14 protein-coding genes, 1 tRNA gene and 2 pseudogenes are annotated in these 14,746 nt (G+C 58.8%); 4 read left to right on the top strand and 13 right to left on the bottom strand.

Translation table 11 applies throughout. The features are described 5' to 3' along the window. The first annotated feature begins 167 nt into the window (after nt 1-167). A complete protein-coding gene (locus tag AB7F49_RS32690) occupies nt 168-797 on the top strand; it encodes a response regulator transcription factor (protein ID WP_428530035.1) in 630 nt (209 codons plus the stop codon). 6 nt (nt 798-803) lie between these two features. Here AB7F49_RS32690 and AB7F49_RS32685 read toward each other — a convergent pair whose 3' ends face one another. Beyond that, a complete protein-coding gene (locus AB7F49_RS32685; RefSeq protein WP_428530033.1) occupies nt 804-2,837 on the bottom strand; it encodes a sensor histidine kinase in 2,034 nt (677 codons plus the stop codon). Between the two features lie 267 nt (nt 2,838-3,104). Here AB7F49_RS32685 and AB7F49_RS32680 point away from each other — a divergent pair, with 267 nt between their 5' ends. Further along, the gene (locus AB7F49_RS32680) at nt 3,105-3,425 is read left to right on the top strand and encodes a hypothetical protein (protein ID WP_428530031.1); all 321 of its coding nucleotides are present in this window, start codon (nt 3,105-3,107) and stop codon (nt 3,423-3,425) included. 259 nt (nt 3,426-3,684) lie between these two features. On the opposite strand, the gene AB7F49_RS32675 is transcribed toward AB7F49_RS32680, so the two are convergent. The 10 genes and pseudogenes from AB7F49_RS32675 to AB7F49_RS32630 all read right to left on the bottom strand — a co-directional run bounded on the left by AB7F49_RS32675 (nt 3,685) and on the right by AB7F49_RS32630 (nt 11,201). Then, a tRNA-Arg gene (locus AB7F49_RS32675) sits at nt 3,685-3,761 on the bottom strand. A 259-nt stretch (nt 3,762-4,020) separates the two neighbouring features. After that, the gene (locus AB7F49_RS32670; RefSeq protein ID WP_428530041.1) at nt 4,021-4,770 is read right to left on the bottom strand and encodes an aspartate/glutamate racemase family protein; all 750 of its coding nucleotides are present in this window, start codon (nt 4,768-4,770) and stop codon (nt 4,021-4,023) included. A 2-nt stretch (nt 4,771-4,772) separates the two neighbouring features. Beyond that, nucleotides 4,773-5,495: a GntR family transcriptional regulator gene (locus AB7F49_RS32665; protein ID WP_428530029.1), complete on the bottom strand. Its 723-nt coding sequence runs from the start codon at nt 5,493-5,495 to the stop codon at nt 4,773-4,775. A gap of 22 nt (nt 5,496-5,517) precedes the next feature. Further along, nucleotides 5,518-6,117, bottom strand: a complete 600-nt coding sequence (locus AB7F49_RS32660) for an ABC transporter ATP-binding protein (RefSeq protein WP_428530039.1) — start codon at nt 6,115-6,117, stop codon at nt 5,518-5,520. A 90-nt stretch (nt 6,118-6,207) separates the two neighbouring features. Beyond that, nucleotides 6,208-6,606 (bottom strand): annotated as a pseudogene (locus AB7F49_RS32655) (ABC transporter ATP-binding protein); the annotation flags it as partial. 68 nt (nt 6,607-6,674) lie between these two features. After that, the gene (locus AB7F49_RS32650) at nt 6,675-7,799 is read right to left on the bottom strand and encodes a serine hydrolase domain-containing protein (protein ID WP_428530027.1); all 1,125 of its coding nucleotides are present in this window, start codon (nt 7,797-7,799) and stop codon (nt 6,675-6,677) included. 12 nt (nt 7,800-7,811) lie between these two features. Then, on the bottom strand, nt 7,812-8,615 hold the full coding sequence (locus tag AB7F49_RS32645; RefSeq protein WP_428530025.1) for an ABC transporter permease: 804 nt from the start codon (nt 8,613-8,615) through the stop codon (nt 7,812-7,814). Beyond that, a complete protein-coding gene (locus AB7F49_RS32640) occupies nt 8,615-9,463 on the bottom strand; it encodes an ABC transporter permease (RefSeq protein ID WP_428530023.1) in 849 nt (282 codons plus the stop codon). The genes AB7F49_RS32645 and AB7F49_RS32640 overlap by 1 nt, the downstream gene beginning before the upstream one ends. Before the next feature lie 23 nt (nt 9,464-9,486). Continuing rightward, on the bottom strand, nt 9,487-10,164 hold the full coding sequence (locus AB7F49_RS32635; protein WP_428530021.1) for an isochorismatase family cysteine hydrolase: 678 nt from the start codon (nt 10,162-10,164) through the stop codon (nt 9,487-9,489). A 23-nt stretch (nt 10,165-10,187) separates the two neighbouring features. Next, nucleotides 10,188-11,201 (bottom strand): extracellular solute-binding protein, encoded by a 1,014-nt coding sequence (locus AB7F49_RS32630; protein ID WP_428530019.1) that lies wholly within the window; start codon nt 11,199-11,201, stop codon nt 10,188-10,190. A gap of 478 nt (nt 11,202-11,679) precedes the next feature. Here AB7F49_RS32630 and tnpA point away from each other — a divergent pair. Both tnpA and AB7F49_RS32620 read left to right on the top strand, forming a co-directional pair. Beyond that, nucleotides 11,680-11,775: pseudogene (gene tnpA / locus AB7F49_RS32625) on the top strand (IS66 family insertion sequence element accessory protein TnpA); the annotation flags it as partial. 87 nt (nt 11,776-11,862) lie between these two features. After that, complete coding sequence (locus AB7F49_RS32620; protein ID WP_428530037.1) at nt 11,863-12,153, top strand: transposase; 291 nt, start codon at nt 11,863-11,865, stop codon at nt 12,151-12,153. Nucleotides 12,154-12,494: 341 nt separating this feature from the next. On the opposite strand, the gene AB7F49_RS32615 is transcribed toward AB7F49_RS32620, so the two are convergent. Further along, a complete protein-coding gene (locus AB7F49_RS32615; RefSeq protein WP_428530017.1) occupies nt 12,495-13,226 on the bottom strand; it encodes an ABC transporter ATP-binding protein in 732 nt (243 codons plus the stop codon). Next, nucleotides 13,213-14,746 (bottom strand): ABC transporter permease subunit (locus tag AB7F49_RS32610; protein ID WP_428530015.1); only part of this gene is annotated, 1,534 nt, incomplete at its 5' end. The genes AB7F49_RS32610 and AB7F49_RS32615, both read right to left, overlap by 14 nt.

Here is a 14,746-nt window from a genome sequence, read left to right as displayed (position 1 = left end):
GAAGAAGTCACTTCTTAACGAGCGCAGGCCCTGATCCTCAAATGTCCACACGAACCAACCATACACATCCATATACTCACTTTATATCCGATAAATCGGGTTTGTTCAGAAACATCTCGTCTCCGAGACTGGTAATGGCATCGCAAGGTCATCAACAAACAAAACCAATGCAGACACAGCAGCCTATCGTCTGCGTCATCGACGACGATTCCTCGATCCGCGACGGTATGACCAGCCTGTTTCGATCCGTGAATATCGCGGTCGAAACATTCGGCTCCGCCGACGAGTTCCTGCGAAGCCAGCGTCCCGACATTCCGGCCTGCATCGTTCTCGACGTCCGGCTGCCGGGCATCAGCGGCATGGAATTTCACGAAGAACTGGTCAGGCTCGGAATTTCCACGCCGGTCATCTTCGTGACCGGCCATGCCGATGTTCCGATGGGCATCCAGGCGATGAAGGCGGGAGCCGTCGAATTTCTCTGCAAGCCTTTCCGGGAAGAGGAACTGCTGCGAGCGGTGAGGCTGGCTATCCGGAAGGATATGCAGCAGCGGGAAAGAGCGGCGGCGCTGTCGGTCATTCGCAAGAGCTTCGAATCCCTGACACGGCGCGAGCAGGAGGTTTTGGGCTACATCGTTTCTGGACTCATGAACAAGCAGATCGCGGCCAGGCTTGGTCTGAGCGAAATCACGGTAAAGGTGCATCGCGCCAGCATCATGCGGAAGATGCAAGTCAGGTCCCTCGCCGACCTGGTCCGTCAGGCCGATGCGCTCGAAATCGGGACGCCAGCGCGGGATTGAGGCCTTCTATTCGAGATTGTCGAGCACCCGGCTGCCGCGCCGGTCATCAGCCGTCGGCGCGCGTGACAGCGCCTGCCGGCCCTTGAGGGGCAAATCCACCTCGAAGATGGCTCCGCGTTGCGGAGCGGATCGCGCATCGATCCTGCCGCCATGCGCCTCCACGATGGAGCGACAGATCGAAAGTCCGATTCCCATGCCCCGGCTCTTAGTCGTAAAGAGCGGCTTGAAGACCTGATCGAGGTTGGCCGGCTCGATGCCGCTGCCGGTATCCTCAATCGTGATCCGAACGCCTTCGGACGAAACGCCAGTGGTTCGCACGCTAAGTCGTTTGACTGGCATTGCCTCCATCGCTTCAACGGCATTTGCCGTAAGGTTGAGAACGACCTGTTGCAACTGAACGCGATTGCCTTCTACCGCTGGCAATCCATCCGCGAGTTTGAGATCAAGTTCGACCTGATGCGAGCGCAAATACATGCGGCCGGCCGTCAGCACCGACATTATGAGCTCGTTGATATCGACATCGCCTGTTTCCTGCTCCTGTTTCGACAAGATTGCGCGAACGCTGGATACAATGTCGTTCGCGCGGTGCGCCGCGGACACGATCCGATCCAGAGAACTGCGGGCCTCGTCAAGATTCGGTGTTCCAGATTTCAGCCAGTTGAGCGCTGCATAGGCGTTTGCCGCAACGCTCGTGAGCGGCTGTTTGACCTCATGCGCGATTGACGCCGACAACTCGCCGGCCGTAGCAAGGCGATTGACGCTCTGCAACTCCGCCATGGTGCGGCGCGTCATCATTTCCGCACGGTGTCGTCGACGTTGCTCGTAGAGCAACCATGCAATCACAAGACCCTGCAACAGAACTCCCGCAACGACAAAAAGGATCTGCAGACGATATTGTTGCCAAGCGGACGGGCTACGGAAGTGGATTTCGCTCCCCGGCGGAAGCCTGCTCTCGGGGATCCCCCAGCGTTGCAATTCGCGCCAGTCATATTTCGGCACTCCCATGCCGACCGGCGCGACCTTGATTGAACTGGCGTTCTCGCCGCTTAGAATCCTCGCTGCGACTTCACCGACTCGCTGTGCGGCATCCGTCACCGGGACGAGCGGGCCACCGACGATCTCACGGCCAAAGAACGCATCCGTATAACTGAAGATTGGTGCATTCGCGACCGCATGCAGCCGGGCGAGAGCCCTGTCTTCCTCGTACACGACCCCCGCCGCATCGACAATCATCAATTCCCAGAAAATTGCGGAATTGGGTGGTAGTGACGCAGCGTGTTGCAATATCTCCTCGAAAGAAAGCGTGTCGTACCACGTGAACTTCACCCGGTCGCTAAGTGGCTCGGTCGCCCTTCCAATTTCCTCGCGCCAAAACTGTTCTATCGGCGACGTCCCCACCACCATTGCAATGTGGTTGGCCTCAGGAAGGACTTGCAGAACGTTCTTCAGGGCCGCGGAGTAATCAATCGCAACAGCAACAACGGCATCATTCGGCCCGAGATCCGAATATTTTACCCGGCGCTGGTCGACCACCGTGAGAATCATCGGTGAGGCCGGAAACAACTTCGCGCGATGCCTTTGAACAAAGCTGGCCGCGGGCGCGCCGATGCTTATGATCAGGTCCGGCCGACGCGCAGCAAACAAGGCCTCGAGGTACTGAACGAATGCAGCTTCCGGACGCTCTTCGCTCGACTTGGCTGTAACTAGTTCATGTTCCTGAACGTCCAGAGGCGATGGCGATTGCCGCTCGAGTTCAAGCCGGATCGCCTTCGCATATTCGCTCCAAGGCCTGAAATCCCGGCCGAACGAGTGAAGAATCAGCACTCGCCTGGATTCGCTTGCTTCCGCCGGTGCAATCAAAGCGATCGAGACGAGGACAATCCCGACAGCGACTGAATACCTGACCATACTTTGAGTTTGCATCACTTTGATAAAAATAGGAAGCGACCGGATCGCTTGATCCAGTCTATCCAAAACTGTAGTCCTCGTTCGATTTCGTTCTGCAGAATCGGCTCTGCCGCAAGTGGATTGAAATTCCATCCTTCAATCGAGGCTGCTGTGACTTTTGCCCTCGCGCAAATTGTCGATCAAAATGAAGACGCGATCGGAGAACCCACAACGGCAGCACGACAATGGTCCACGTTACGAAATAGCTTCCGATCAAGAGAGCCAGCGCCAGCACGTAACCAACAAGCCCAATCCAGCGCGGCACGATCCTAGTGCGGAGGAAGACCGTGGACGTCGATATCATGAACACCGCCGCTACCCTTGCCTGCTACGGTTCATCTGAAGCGGGTCGGTCGCAAGATGGAGTTGCTGGTCGAGGGGCCGAACGACACCAGAGACCCCGACATGGGCCTTCTGCGGATCGTCGCACGCGCCCATGACATCTACGCGCGACTTGCTGAAGATACGAAGCTTACCGTCCATGACATCGCACGCGCAGAGAGCCTTACGGCCGGCTACATTTATGTTCTGCTGCGCCTGCGCTGGCTCGCACCGGACGTCACCACAGCAATCGTCAACGGCCAGCAGCCACTGGACCTCAATGCGGAAAAACTGATGCGGATGGCCATGCGCTTTCCTGCCGATTGGGCTGAACAACGAGCCCTGCTCGGCTTTCGTTGAGAGCGCACCTCAAACACATTTTTCAATTGAACAGCGCGATCGATCGAATCTAGCGCGTTGCTTGCCGTAAATCTTGCGAAACACTCCATCCACTGAACGGCCGTAGAGATATTCCGTCCGCAAACGGAGAGAGAGACCGCTGAGCTGTGTCTCTCACGCAAATTCGATCGTGTGTAGTGTCGCAAAAGCCGCGAGAAACCGGGACAAATTGCACTCGGCAAAAGTCATTTTTGGACAATAATATCAATAGCATAGCGGTTGGCGGTCCCGGGAAGACTCGAACTTCCGACCTTCGGTTTAGGAAACCGCTGCTCTATCCGGCTGAGCTACGGGACCGTGCGCCCGCGCGATGTAGCACAGGATTTGCGCGGGTGACTACGGAAATGGTGTGGCGGTGACGGCGGCCTCGAACAGGTCGTTATGGAATCCGGCTCGCACACTCATCCGCTGCGAGCTGGCAAAGCCAGCCAAGGATCGGCCACCTGCTCCAGGCTAGTTGCAACTGCCCGATTGTCGCTATGAATAACGCTTGTTAAGCGCTCGGCGACCAGTTCCAGCGAGAGATGGTTCGACTTTGTCGAGCGTAAACAAGCAACTATTCACGAATCCCCGCAAGCATTCTACAAAGGAACGGATCCAGTCCAATCGATGATTTTGCGCCAGGTTGACGATAGGTCCCAGCTTTCGGGCTTCTGGTCTTCAAAGCGATCAGCGCCTCCGATTGCTTGACTGCAGCGACGACGCAATCGACTAGCGGAACGGCGACCCGGTCGCAAATGACGTCCGCAAAACCGGAGAGCGGCGCCCCGCCAAGGACGATAACATCGGCGCCGTCTTCATCCGCCGTCCTGTTCGCTAGGTCGATGAGACGCTGCTCCTTCTCGTTCTGTACGCCTTCGATTGTCGCAAATCCCTCGTTCAACGCGCGAACGCTGCTGCATCGCTCATGGAGGCCATGCCACTTCACGCATTCCTCATACCAGGGGACGAGGGCGCCAGAAAATGTGACGATGCTGAAGTTTCGGCCCAGCATGCAAGCCGAAAGCATCCCGGCCTCTGCAAGTCCGATCACGGGAACGGAGAACAGCTCTCGCGCTCCGCCAAGTCCAGGATCGCCGAACGCGCCGATAATCGCCGCGTCGAATGAACCGTCGCGAGCCGATAGCATTTCAAGCGCCACAATCGCGCCGATCACTGCGTCTGCGCGCGTTGCTATATAGGGAACCCCGCGCGGCGCCGTAACCGATACGAGTTCGGTGCCGCTCGCGGCCGCGACGCGCGCCACAGCGTCAAGCTTCTGGGTCACGCCGGCCGATGTATTTGGGTTGATTAGAAGCAGGCGCATTGTCATTTTCTTTCCGGCCGCAACATGTTGCGGCGCCGTTCGGTCTGTGATTCAGGCGCCTCAGACCCCGGAATTGTCCGCAAGCTCTTTTGTTGGAAGAGTTGCTCGATCGCGCGACCCGTTCCCAACACGTGACGTTCCATCAGTGCGCCCGCTCCCTGAGGATCTCTGCGGCGAAACGCATCGAGAATGAGCCGATGTTCCTCAACCGAGTCATGCCAGCGGAAGTCGGCGTTCAGCGCAAAATGCCGAAGACGGCGAATATGCGAAAAAATGTCGGCGTGCATTGACCGGATCGTGGCGTTGCCTGCGAAGCTGACAATTGAAAGATGGATGCGTTGATTGATCTCGAAGTATTGTTCGAGCTTGCCTGCCCGGTAGGCGCGCTCCAGTGAAATCTGCAAGGCTTCCAGTTTCCTGAATTCGGTTGCGGAGTGGCGCATGGTCGCCAACTCGGCGGCATATCGCTCAATTCCGGCTGCTGCCTCGAAGAACTCATAGGCTTCGGCCAGATTGACGTTGGACACGCGGGCGCCACGGTTCTTGCGAATGCTGACAAGACCCTCAGCCTCCAGAATCTTCAGAGCTTCCCTGAGTGGAGTCCGCGAAATGTTCAGCGCCTGACTGAGTGAATTCTCGCGAATGGCAAGGCCCGGCTTCATTTCCCCGCGCACGATCATTTCGCGCAGATTGGTGACCGCGCGATCGCAAAGATTGTCCCTCATTGATCGGGTTCGCGCAGGAGTGTCAGAGCTCATCATTTTGCGGAACCCTTTCTGATTGCGGAAACACCAACGTATCCTGCACGCGCCAGCGCAATCGGGCGAAATGTCCGATGTCGGGGATGTCCGGGCTCGTGGCCGGGACCTCGGCCAGGATTTGATCGGGTAATCCAGCTTCGAAATGAAGACGCTGTCTCGATCCGTGAAAGATCCGATCGGTCACGCACAGCTCGAGCATGTTCATGTCTTCGGTCGGTTCGGCAGGGTCGGTCAGTGATTCGGGACCCAGCCTGATCGATTCGGGTCTTACGCCAAGCACCACCCGACTTCCTTTGGAGAAATTGGCTTTCGCGCGCAGCAACCCATATTTTGTTTCGAGGGTCAGTATGCCGTGGTTTGCAGCGGTGACACGGGCATCGATCCGGGTCGACAGCCCGACGAATTCAAATGTGAAAAGCGAGCGCGGCCGTGCGTATATCTCGGTCGGCGTAGCGAAATCCTCGATGCGGCCATGATTCATGACGGCGATGCGATCCGACATGATCAGCGCCTCATCCTGATCGTGCGTCACGAAAATCGCGGTGATATTGACACGACGCAACAGCGCGCGCAGCTCGATCTGCATGCTTTCCCGGAGCTTGCGATCAAGCGCGCTGAATGGCTCGTCCAGAAGCACAAGCTTCGGCTTCGTGGCGAGCGCGCGCGCCACTGCGACGCGCTGCTGCTGGCCGCCCGACAGCGATGAAACCGGGCGGTCGCCGAATCCATCCAACTGGACCATGGCGAGATGTTCGTCGACGATGGAAGGAATGGCCGCGCGTTCGACGCCGCGCGCTTTCAGGCCGAATGCAACATTCTCCGCGACAGTCAGATGAGGGAACAAGGCGAAATTCTGGAAGACGACGCCCATATTGCGCTTATGCGCCGGAATGCGGGTGAGATCCGCTTGCGAGAGACGCACCGCGCCATTGTCGCACGGGGCGAGGCCAGCAACGATGCGAAGGAGCGTGGTCTTTCCGCATCCCGATGGACCCAGGAGAGAAATGAATTGACCTTGCTCAACCGACAGGTCGACCGAATCCAGGATCGTGTGATCGCCGATACGCCGCGTCACTCCATCAAGCTGAAGGAATGGTCCGCCAGGTTCGGCGCAAAGCGTCTCGGCTGAAATCCCGTGCACCGCTATTCCTCGCACGCGCCAAAGACCGCTTCGCAGACGCTTGCCATTTGTGGATTGACCCCATGGCCCGCGTATAGCGTGTTCGTGGTGAAACAAACGCCCAGCCCCCGTCGCGGATCGGCAAACCCGATCGAGCCGCCGGCGCCTGGATGCCCGAACGATCGCGGTCCGGGACCCATGGGGATGTTGTCCGCATCGAGAATGAAGCCCATCGCCATATTTCGAAAATGTCCCATGGTCTGTTCGACGCCGCTCCACTGCAGCGTCGTCGCGCGCTCGATCGCGGCGTTCGACAGAATTGGTTCCGGGTCTTGATATGCCAGCAGACCGTACAGCCGGGCGATCGCGGCTGCGCTGCCATGGCCGTTGATTGCCGGTACTTCAATCGAACGGAATTCGGGGAGATTGAGGAGATGGTGAGTCACCGGCCTCATGGCGCGGCCGAGCACGCTGTCCGGCTCCCGATCGGGCATCCCAAAAATCGTCCCTGTGACATCTCCGCAGATTGTCGCACAGCGCTCGTGCTGCTCTTTTGGGAGGCCGATCCAATACTCCAGGTCTCTGGCCGCAGCGATCTCACGCCGGAAGAACTCGCCGATCGAGACGCCGGCCATGCGGCGGACGATGGCTGCTGCAAGATACCCCATCGTGACCGGGTGATAGCCGCGCACTTGGCCTGCTGCTGCGATCGGGACGGCCCGCTCGAGCGCCCTCTCCATGGCGTCCTGATCGAGCGCGCCAAGGCCAGGCGCCGGATCGTCGACAAATGGAAGCCCCGCAGAGTGATCCAGCACATGCCGGACGAGAATCGAATCTTTTTCGTGCGACGCGAACTCCGGCCAATAACGGTGGACCGGCGCGTCCAGATCAATAATTCCGCGGTCGGAGAGCAAATGCAGACAGAGCGCCGAGACGCCCTTGGCCACCGACATCATGCAGACCAGGGTCGTCTTGTCCCAGGGCTTGCCGGTCTTTTCATCGGCCAATCCGGACCAGAGATCGACCTTGACGATGCCGCGGTGACATACAGCTATCGCCATTCCGGCCGGCCTTTGCCGGGCAGCCGCCTCGAAGGCGTCCGCCACCGCCGAGAACTTGTCGTCGCAGCGTCCTGCGATATGAGACATGCCGTGCATCGGCTATCCGCCCGCAATCCGCTGCAAACCGATCAGACGCTCCGTGGTCAGAAAAGCGCCCAGGGTTCCTACCAGCAAGATGGTCGACACGGCGGCCACAATCGGATCGGCGCCGACCGACAGAACATTGATGATCTCGATCGGGAGAGTCACGGTGTAGACGTCCCCGAGAAACAGCGCGAGCGAGTAATTGTCCATCGATGTCAGAAAGGAAAAGACAGATGCGCTGATGAGCGAGGGCGCGACATTCGGAACCAGCACCTTCCAGATGGCGGCGGATGGCGAGCATCCCAATGTGCGTGCGGCGTCCATCAGCCCAATATCGAACAGCGCCAATCCGGACAGCGAGATTCGGATCATGTAGGGAATGGTGATAACCACATGAGCGATAACCAGCGACGTGAAGGCATTGTCGATGCCCGCCGCACGCAGGTAGAACAGCAGCGAAATCCCGATAACCACGCCGGGCAACATCATTGGAGACAGCGCCAGCCCTATGAGGAAATCGCGGCCGCGAAAGCGGCTGCGCCAAAGGCCAATCGCGCAAAGGCCGCCCAAAAACAGGCTCAGCGCCGTCGCCACTGAAGCGAGCTTCAGGGAGGTCAGGAGCGGTCCGGAGAATGTCTCCGATCGCGCGAGTGCAGCATACCAGCGCAGGGACAAGCCATGGACCGGGAGGTCAAAGACCGACGAAGACGAGAATGACACCAGGATAACGATGATGACCGGCGCATTGACGTAGAGCAGCGCAGTAATTAGCCACCCGCCACGCAATCCGCCTTTGAGCATTCGAGCGACCCGACCCATCAGGAAGTCGTCCGCCGTCCGAACAGACTGCTCAGGCCGAGCGCGATGCCGACCAACGCCAAAAGCATGACGCTGTAGGTGGCCCCGAGGCCCGCGTTGTTGAACGCAAGATACGAATCGACGATCGACATCGACAGCATCTCATGCCGACTTCCACCGAGGAGCGTTGGAATGAGATAAGCTGACACCGTGTGAGCAAAAACCAGCGCTGCGCCTACAGAGATCCCCGGCGCCGCCAAGGGAAGGGTTACCCGGGTGAACCGGTAACCCCACCAGGCTCCAAGCGTCGCCGCGGCGTCATCCAGATGTTCGGGAATTTGCTTAAGCACCGCATAGACCGGAAGCACCATGAACGGCAGCATCAGGCCGATTGTCGCCAGCACCAGTCCGGTCCGCGTAAAGAGCAGCGCGACGGGATCCGATACGAGCCCAAGCCAGAGCAGGGTCTGGTTTATGACGCCGGTGCGGCGAAACAGGATCATCCATCCGAAGGACTTGATCACGATACTCGACGCCATCGGCAACAAGATGATTATCAGCATCAGTCGCTGCATGCGAGCTGACGAATGCGTCAGGGCGATCGCGGTCGGCAGTCCGATCACGAAGCAGCCAAGTGTGACCAGCAGCCCGTATTGCATCGTATTGCCGACTGCGTGCAGACTGCGAATGTCGCTCAGCGCGGTTCGATAATTGAGTAGAGACAGCTGGCCGGCGTCATAAAGGCTTGCAGAAAAAAGCAAGGACAACGGAGCAACAAACGCCGCCGCCAGAAAGATGTACGCCGGTGCGATCAGCAATGGGCCTGCGCCGGCCGCATCGCTCCCACCATTGCGCACTGCGATCGCCATTGTCGTTGCGTTCGGCCTGGCAGTTATTGCGCAGCCGCGGCCGCTTCACCCTGCCAGAGGCCGGTCAATTCATCCGCGGAAATCATGTCGAAACGCGATCCCATGACTTTGAGCGAGGCGTCATGAAGATCCCTGTTGTAGGTGGCTACGCAATCCTTCACCACGACCGTGTAATAGTCATGAAACATCGCGTCACGCGCCGTCGACTCGACGCAGCCTTGAGTGATGACGCCGGTCAGCACAACGCTGCGTATGTTGTTGCAGCGCAGGACCATGTCGAGGTTGGTCGAGCGGAATGCGCTTGGCCGCCATTTCTGCACAACGATATCGTCGGGCCTGATCCCGGTCTCGGGGAGGATCCCAGCGCCCCAACTGCCGGAGACGGTGCATCCCTCCTTCGGATCCATGCCCTGCTTGAAGATCATGAAGCGCAGAAACGAACCCGATACCGCCCGGTTATTCGGAAGCCACTGGTTCTGGATAAAGATCGGCGTCACGCCGACGTTGCGCGCAGTCTCTACCAGTGACGCCACCCGCTTCACCGCCGGTCGCATCATGCCGAGGTCTTTCCCGATGCGGTCGAACAGCCCTTTCGGAGAACAGAAGTCATGCTGCATATCGATGATCAGAAGCGCTGTGTGAGATGGCTCCACAACTTCTTCAATAACGGAGAAAACATCCTTGCCCAGAGCGGTTATCATGGTCGAACGCCTGTTGTTGATTGTCAGATGGCAATTTCGCGATTGAAGCGGTCGCTGACTTCCTTCAGCTTTTCGGACGCAAACTTCCAGTCCAGCGTCACCAGATCCTTCGGCGAAGGGATTCCCGCCGTCGGAGTCACTTTGAGATTCGTTGGTGCGGAGAAGAATTCCTTCATCCAGACGCCCTGGAAAGCCGGCGCCAAGCATTCCTCAATGAAGCTGTCGGCAAGGTCGCGCGCGGGCGCGTTTTTGACCTTCGCTATGCCTTTCGGCATTGCGAACATGCCTTCCTTGACCTGGGCGAGACGCAGTGGCGCTCCGCTGGCCTGCCTCGGGTTTACGTAGGTTGTGTAGAAGCCGGCGGCCATGGCCGCCTCGCCCTGCTCGACGAGCACCGCCGCCTGAGGAACCTGCTCGTACAGATTCATGATGTTCGGCTTCAGAGCCTTGAGCTTCTTGAAAGCGGCGTCGATGTTGTATTGCGACTTTGAAATGCTTTCGCCGGTTTCGAGATGTGCTGCAATCGCTGTCGTGAACGGGGCGGTCGTTGATTTGTAGCTCGGAACGAGAACGCGTCCCCTGTATTTGGGGTCCCACATTGTCTCCCACGAGGAAACCCCCGATGGGAATTCCTTTTCGTTGAAGCCGATCGACAGTGCGGGCCACATGTAGTTCACCCACATCGCATCGCGCAGAACCGCGTCAGGCGAGAGGTCGCTCAGCGAGGGCACCTTCGAGGGGCTCAGCTTTTCCAGCAGGCCTTCGTCCTCGGCGAGGTAGAGAATGGGATCGTCCATCATCACGACGGAAAAAACAGGATTGCTGCGGCTGGCCCTCATCTTCTGAAGGTTGGGAACCGACTGAGCGCCGGAGAAGATGACCTTGCAATTGTATTTCGCCTCGAATGGCGGAATGACGGCTCGCTTGGTGGCTTCAGCCTGTCCGGATGGGCCGCCGACCACAAGTTCCCGCGTTTGAGCACGCACGATGGCTGGGGCGCCCATCGCTCCGAGAATACCTGCTGAGGCGTATTTCAAGAACGTTCTGCGAGAGGCTTTTGCACGCATGAGTCACCGACCTTTCAGAAGTGGCGCTTGTTGCCTTCTGATCAGCAATCGCTGTGCCAGTCGGACTTCCGGCAAGAACGAAATGCAAAAGAGTTTCAAAAATAAGATATTAGAACGGAAAGCGTTCAAAAGGAAACAGCAAATAGGAATAATATCTGCATGCAAAATTGGTGCAGCGATATGAAAATAATAGCAAATCGCTCAAATTGTATGCACATTGCCAGAGATTCCTACGGGGCGCGCGACTCGCAAAACTTGGCAGAATGGGGAACATTCTTGCGCGAGCACACACGCCAGTAAGCGTCCATTTCTCACACACTTGCCCGAAAACTCATGAGCATGATCTGTTCTCGCCCTCGATTTGCAAATTGGGAGAGAGCGGATGGCGAGCGAACAGCGACGATGGAAGCGGCAGCACGAGGCTTTCTGGTGAGCGCATCATGAGGGTTGGAAGCGTAGCGACTTGAATCAGCGGCAATATTGCGAGCTTCACGGCCTCCCGCAGAAGGCATTCGAGAACTGGCGTCAGAAGTTCAGAGCCGAGCCGCAACCTCCTGAGCGCAAGCTGCTGTACCGAACCTCCGGCCTAAGACATAGGCTTAGTCACATCGCTAGTCATTGCCTTGGTCATATGACTACGGAGCCGGCGTCGCGGCCGATTTTCCCACCGGCACGTGATGGTCGTCGGCGAGCGTTCAACGAGGAAGACAAACGCCGGATCGTTGAGGAGGCAACGCAGCCGGGCGCTAGTCTGTCCGCGGTGGCGCGGCATTACGGGATCGCCGTGCGGGTCGTTTTTCGGTGGAAGCAGGAACTTGCCAATGCAGCCGAGCCGACCTTCATCGCGGTACACATTACCTGGAATACCTCGACCTCAGATCGGATGGTCGGATCGTCCTCTATAAGAGGGCGGATCACCTGAATTCCAAGTGGACCGTCAGGCTCAATGTCCCCCGGACTAAGGGGTTCGTGGTCAAGTCGGCCAAGACCATTGACCAGTTCGAGGCCCGACGGTTCGCGGAAGATCTCTACTACCAGCTCGAAGGCCGAGCCCGTCGGGGCGAGTCGATCAGGTCTCCGACGTTCAAGCGCCTCTTCGAGAAATGGTCGTCTGTCCTCGAACGGAAGACGCCGCCGGAGAAGATACAGAACGTCCGAAACAACCTTCGAAGGCTGGAGTTGGCGTCGGCCAATGAGCTTGCACGCATCGATGCGTCACTGCGAATTCAGGAAACGTGCAGCTCCGACAATCGCTATTGCCTTTCAGGCCGAGTCCCCGGCGCCGAGATAGGCTTCCATGACACGGGGATTGGCAGCAAGGTCCGCACCGGTACCGCTCAGGGTGATGCATCCCGATTCCAGGACGTGAGCGCGATCGCAAATGTTGAGCGCGAGCCATGCCATCTGCTCGACAATCAGCAGAGTCACGCCGCGCCGCTTCAATGTGACGAAGGCTTCAAAGATCGCATCGAGGATGCGCGGCGCAAGTCCGAGCGAGGGCTCGTCAAGGATCAGGAGTTTCGGCTGACTGACCAGAGCCCGCGCGATAGCGACCATTTGCTGTTCGCCACCGCTCAGCAGTCCTGCACGCTGGTCGAGCCGTTCATGCACCCGCGGAAACAGTTCAAGAACCGAGGCGAGACTGGCGTCGAACTCGGCGCGTTTGCCTTTGCTCAGAGACTGATAGGCGCCCAGCTCGAGATTCTCGCGGACGGTGTGCTCAGGGAACAATTGTCTGCCTTCGGGCACAAGCGCCATTCCGCTGGCGGCAATCTCGTGCGCCGGATGGCCTCCGACATCCTGTCCAAGGAAGGAAATTTGCCCGCGCCGGGGGCGCAAAAGTCCGGCAAGGCATTTCAGCGTGGTCGTCTTGCCGGCGCCATTGCTCCCGAGAATCGTGACGATCTCTCCCTGCGCCACCGAAAAGGATATCCCGCGCACCACTTCGAGTTCGCCATAGGCAACGTGCAGGTCCTCGACCTCAAGCAGCGGCATGGGTCGGCCCCAGATAGGCGGCGATGACGCGCTCGTCACGCCGGATGTCCGCGGGAGCACCATCGGCAATCACGGCACCGTAATCAAGTACGGTGATACGGCTCGCGATCGAAAGCACGAGGTCCATGTGGTGCTCCACCAGCAGGATCGTCATGCCCAGGCCATTGACCTTGCGGATGACATCGGCGAGCGCACGGATTTCCTCGGCGACCAGACCCGCGGCGGGCTCGTCGAGCAGAAGGATGCGCGGGCGTACAGCCAGGGCGCGCGCGATCTCGACAAGCCGCCGGTGTCCGTAGGCGAGCGAGTTGGCGGGCACAGCCTCAAGGTGAGCGACGCCCAGAAGCCGCAGAAGCTTCCGGGCCTCGTACAGTTGTTCGGCTTGTTCGTTGCGCGACCTGCGCGTGCCGGCCACGGCCGCCCACAATCCCGAGTGCGAATGCCGGGACATGCCGATCAGCACGTTTTCGAGCACCGTCATGTCGCCGAACAGCTTCAGCGTCTGGAATGTCCGCGCGATCCCCTGCTGGGCGGCCAGATGCATGGAGCCGGTTTGTGCCCTTACGCCATCGACGAAGACATTGCCGCGATCCGGCTTGTACAGACCGGAGACGATATTGATGAGCGTGGTCTTGCCGGCGCCGTTCGGACCTATCAGGGCATGAACCGAACCGGCGGCGACCTCGAAGCTGACGCCGGACAAGGCAACGATGCCGCCGAACGACTTGGAAACGTCCGCGACGTGCATTTCCGCCCCTCCGACCGCCGGGAAGGCGATGTCTTCGGCCTCTGAATTGCCCCCGGCCAAGGGAGTCGTATGCCCGCTGCGCATGACCAGTCCCATGACGCCGTTCGGCAGGAAATACAGGGTGAGCAGAATCAACGCGGCGTAGACAATCAGCCGGTACTTGTCGAAATCGTGCAGCATTTCCGGCAGCAGCATCAGCACGGCCGCGCCGATGACCGGCCCGAGCATCGTTCCGGCGCCGCCGAACAGGACGGCGAGCAGGAAAAAAACCGAACTGAAGAACTGAAAATTGTCGGGGCTGATGTAGTTCTGCTGATGTGCGAAGATGGTTCCGCCCAGACCCGCAAAGGCCGCGCTGATAACAAAGACCACCACTTTCAGCCGATAGACATCGACACCCGCCGAGGCGACAGCGATCTCGCTGTGCTTGACCGCGCGAACTCGGAGCCCGAATTGCGAATTCACCAGCCGGTACTGGAGCGCCAGAGCGACTAGGAAGAAAAACAGCACCACGTAATAGTAAGACTGCGTTTCGAGGATAAACGACCCGAGCCTCGGCTTTGGAATCGATGAGATGCCGAGATCGCCTCCGGTCACCGACACCCACTCCTGCAGGATTTTCCAGACGACCCAGCCGAACGCCACCGTCACCATCGCGAGATAGGGCCCGCGCACACGCAGCGCCGGCACCGCGAGCAGGATGCCGGAGAGAGCCGCAAGGGTCGTCCCGCAGATGAAACCGAGCCAGATGTGCAACCCGGTCTGCGCGAAG

Source organism: Pseudorhodoplanes sp. (assembly GCF_050250235.1).
Taxonomy (GTDB): Bacteria; Pseudomonadota; Alphaproteobacteria; order Rhizobiales; family Xanthobacteraceae; genus Pseudorhodoplanes.
This window is presented reverse-complemented; position numbering and strand designations above follow the sequence as displayed.

Excerpts from the sequence above, each read along its gene's own strand:
- AB7F49_RS32690 (WP_428530035.1), top strand. The coding sequence starts at position 168 with ATGCAGACACAGCAGCCTATCGTCTGCGTCATCGACGACGATTCCTCG.
- AB7F49_RS32685 (WP_428530033.1), bottom strand. The coding sequence starts at position 2,837 with ATGGAATTTCAATCCACTTGCGGCAGAGCCGATTCTGCAGAACGAAAT.
- AB7F49_RS32680 (WP_428530031.1), top strand. The coding sequence starts at position 3,105 with ATGGAGTTGCTGGTCGAGGGGCCGAACGACACCAGAGACCCCGACATG.
- AB7F49_RS32670 (WP_428530041.1), bottom strand. The coding sequence starts at position 4,770 with ATGCGCCTGCTTCTAATCAACCCAAATACATCGGCCGGCGTGACCCAG.
- AB7F49_RS32665 (WP_428530029.1), bottom strand. The coding sequence starts at position 5,495 with ATGAGGGACAATCTTTGCGATCGCGCGGTCACCAATCTGCGCGAAATG.
- AB7F49_RS32660 (WP_428530039.1), bottom strand. The coding sequence starts at position 6,117 with ATGCAGATCGAGCTGCGCGCGCTGTTGCGTCGTGTCAATATCACCGCG.
- AB7F49_RS32650 (WP_428530027.1), bottom strand. The coding sequence starts at position 7,799 with ATGTCTCATATCGCAGGACGCTGCGACGACAAGTTCTCGGCGGTGGCG.
- AB7F49_RS32645 (WP_428530025.1), bottom strand. The coding sequence starts at position 8,615 with ATGGGTCGGGTCGCTCGAATGCTCAAAGGCGGATTGCGTGGCGGGTGG.
- AB7F49_RS32640 (WP_428530023.1), bottom strand. The coding sequence starts at position 9,463 with ATGGCGATCGCAGTGCGCAATGGTGGGAGCGATGCGGCCGGCGCAGGC.
- AB7F49_RS32635 (WP_428530021.1), bottom strand. The coding sequence starts at position 10,164 with ATGATAACCGCTCTGGGCAAGGATGTTTTCTCCGTTATTGAAGAAGTT.
- AB7F49_RS32620 (WP_428530037.1), top strand. The coding sequence starts at position 11,863 with ATGACTACGGAGCCGGCGTCGCGGCCGATTTTCCCACCGGCACGTGAT.
- AB7F49_RS32615 (WP_428530017.1), bottom strand. The coding sequence starts at position 13,226 with ATGCCGCTGCTTGAGGTCGAGGACCTGCACGTTGCCTATGGCGAACTC.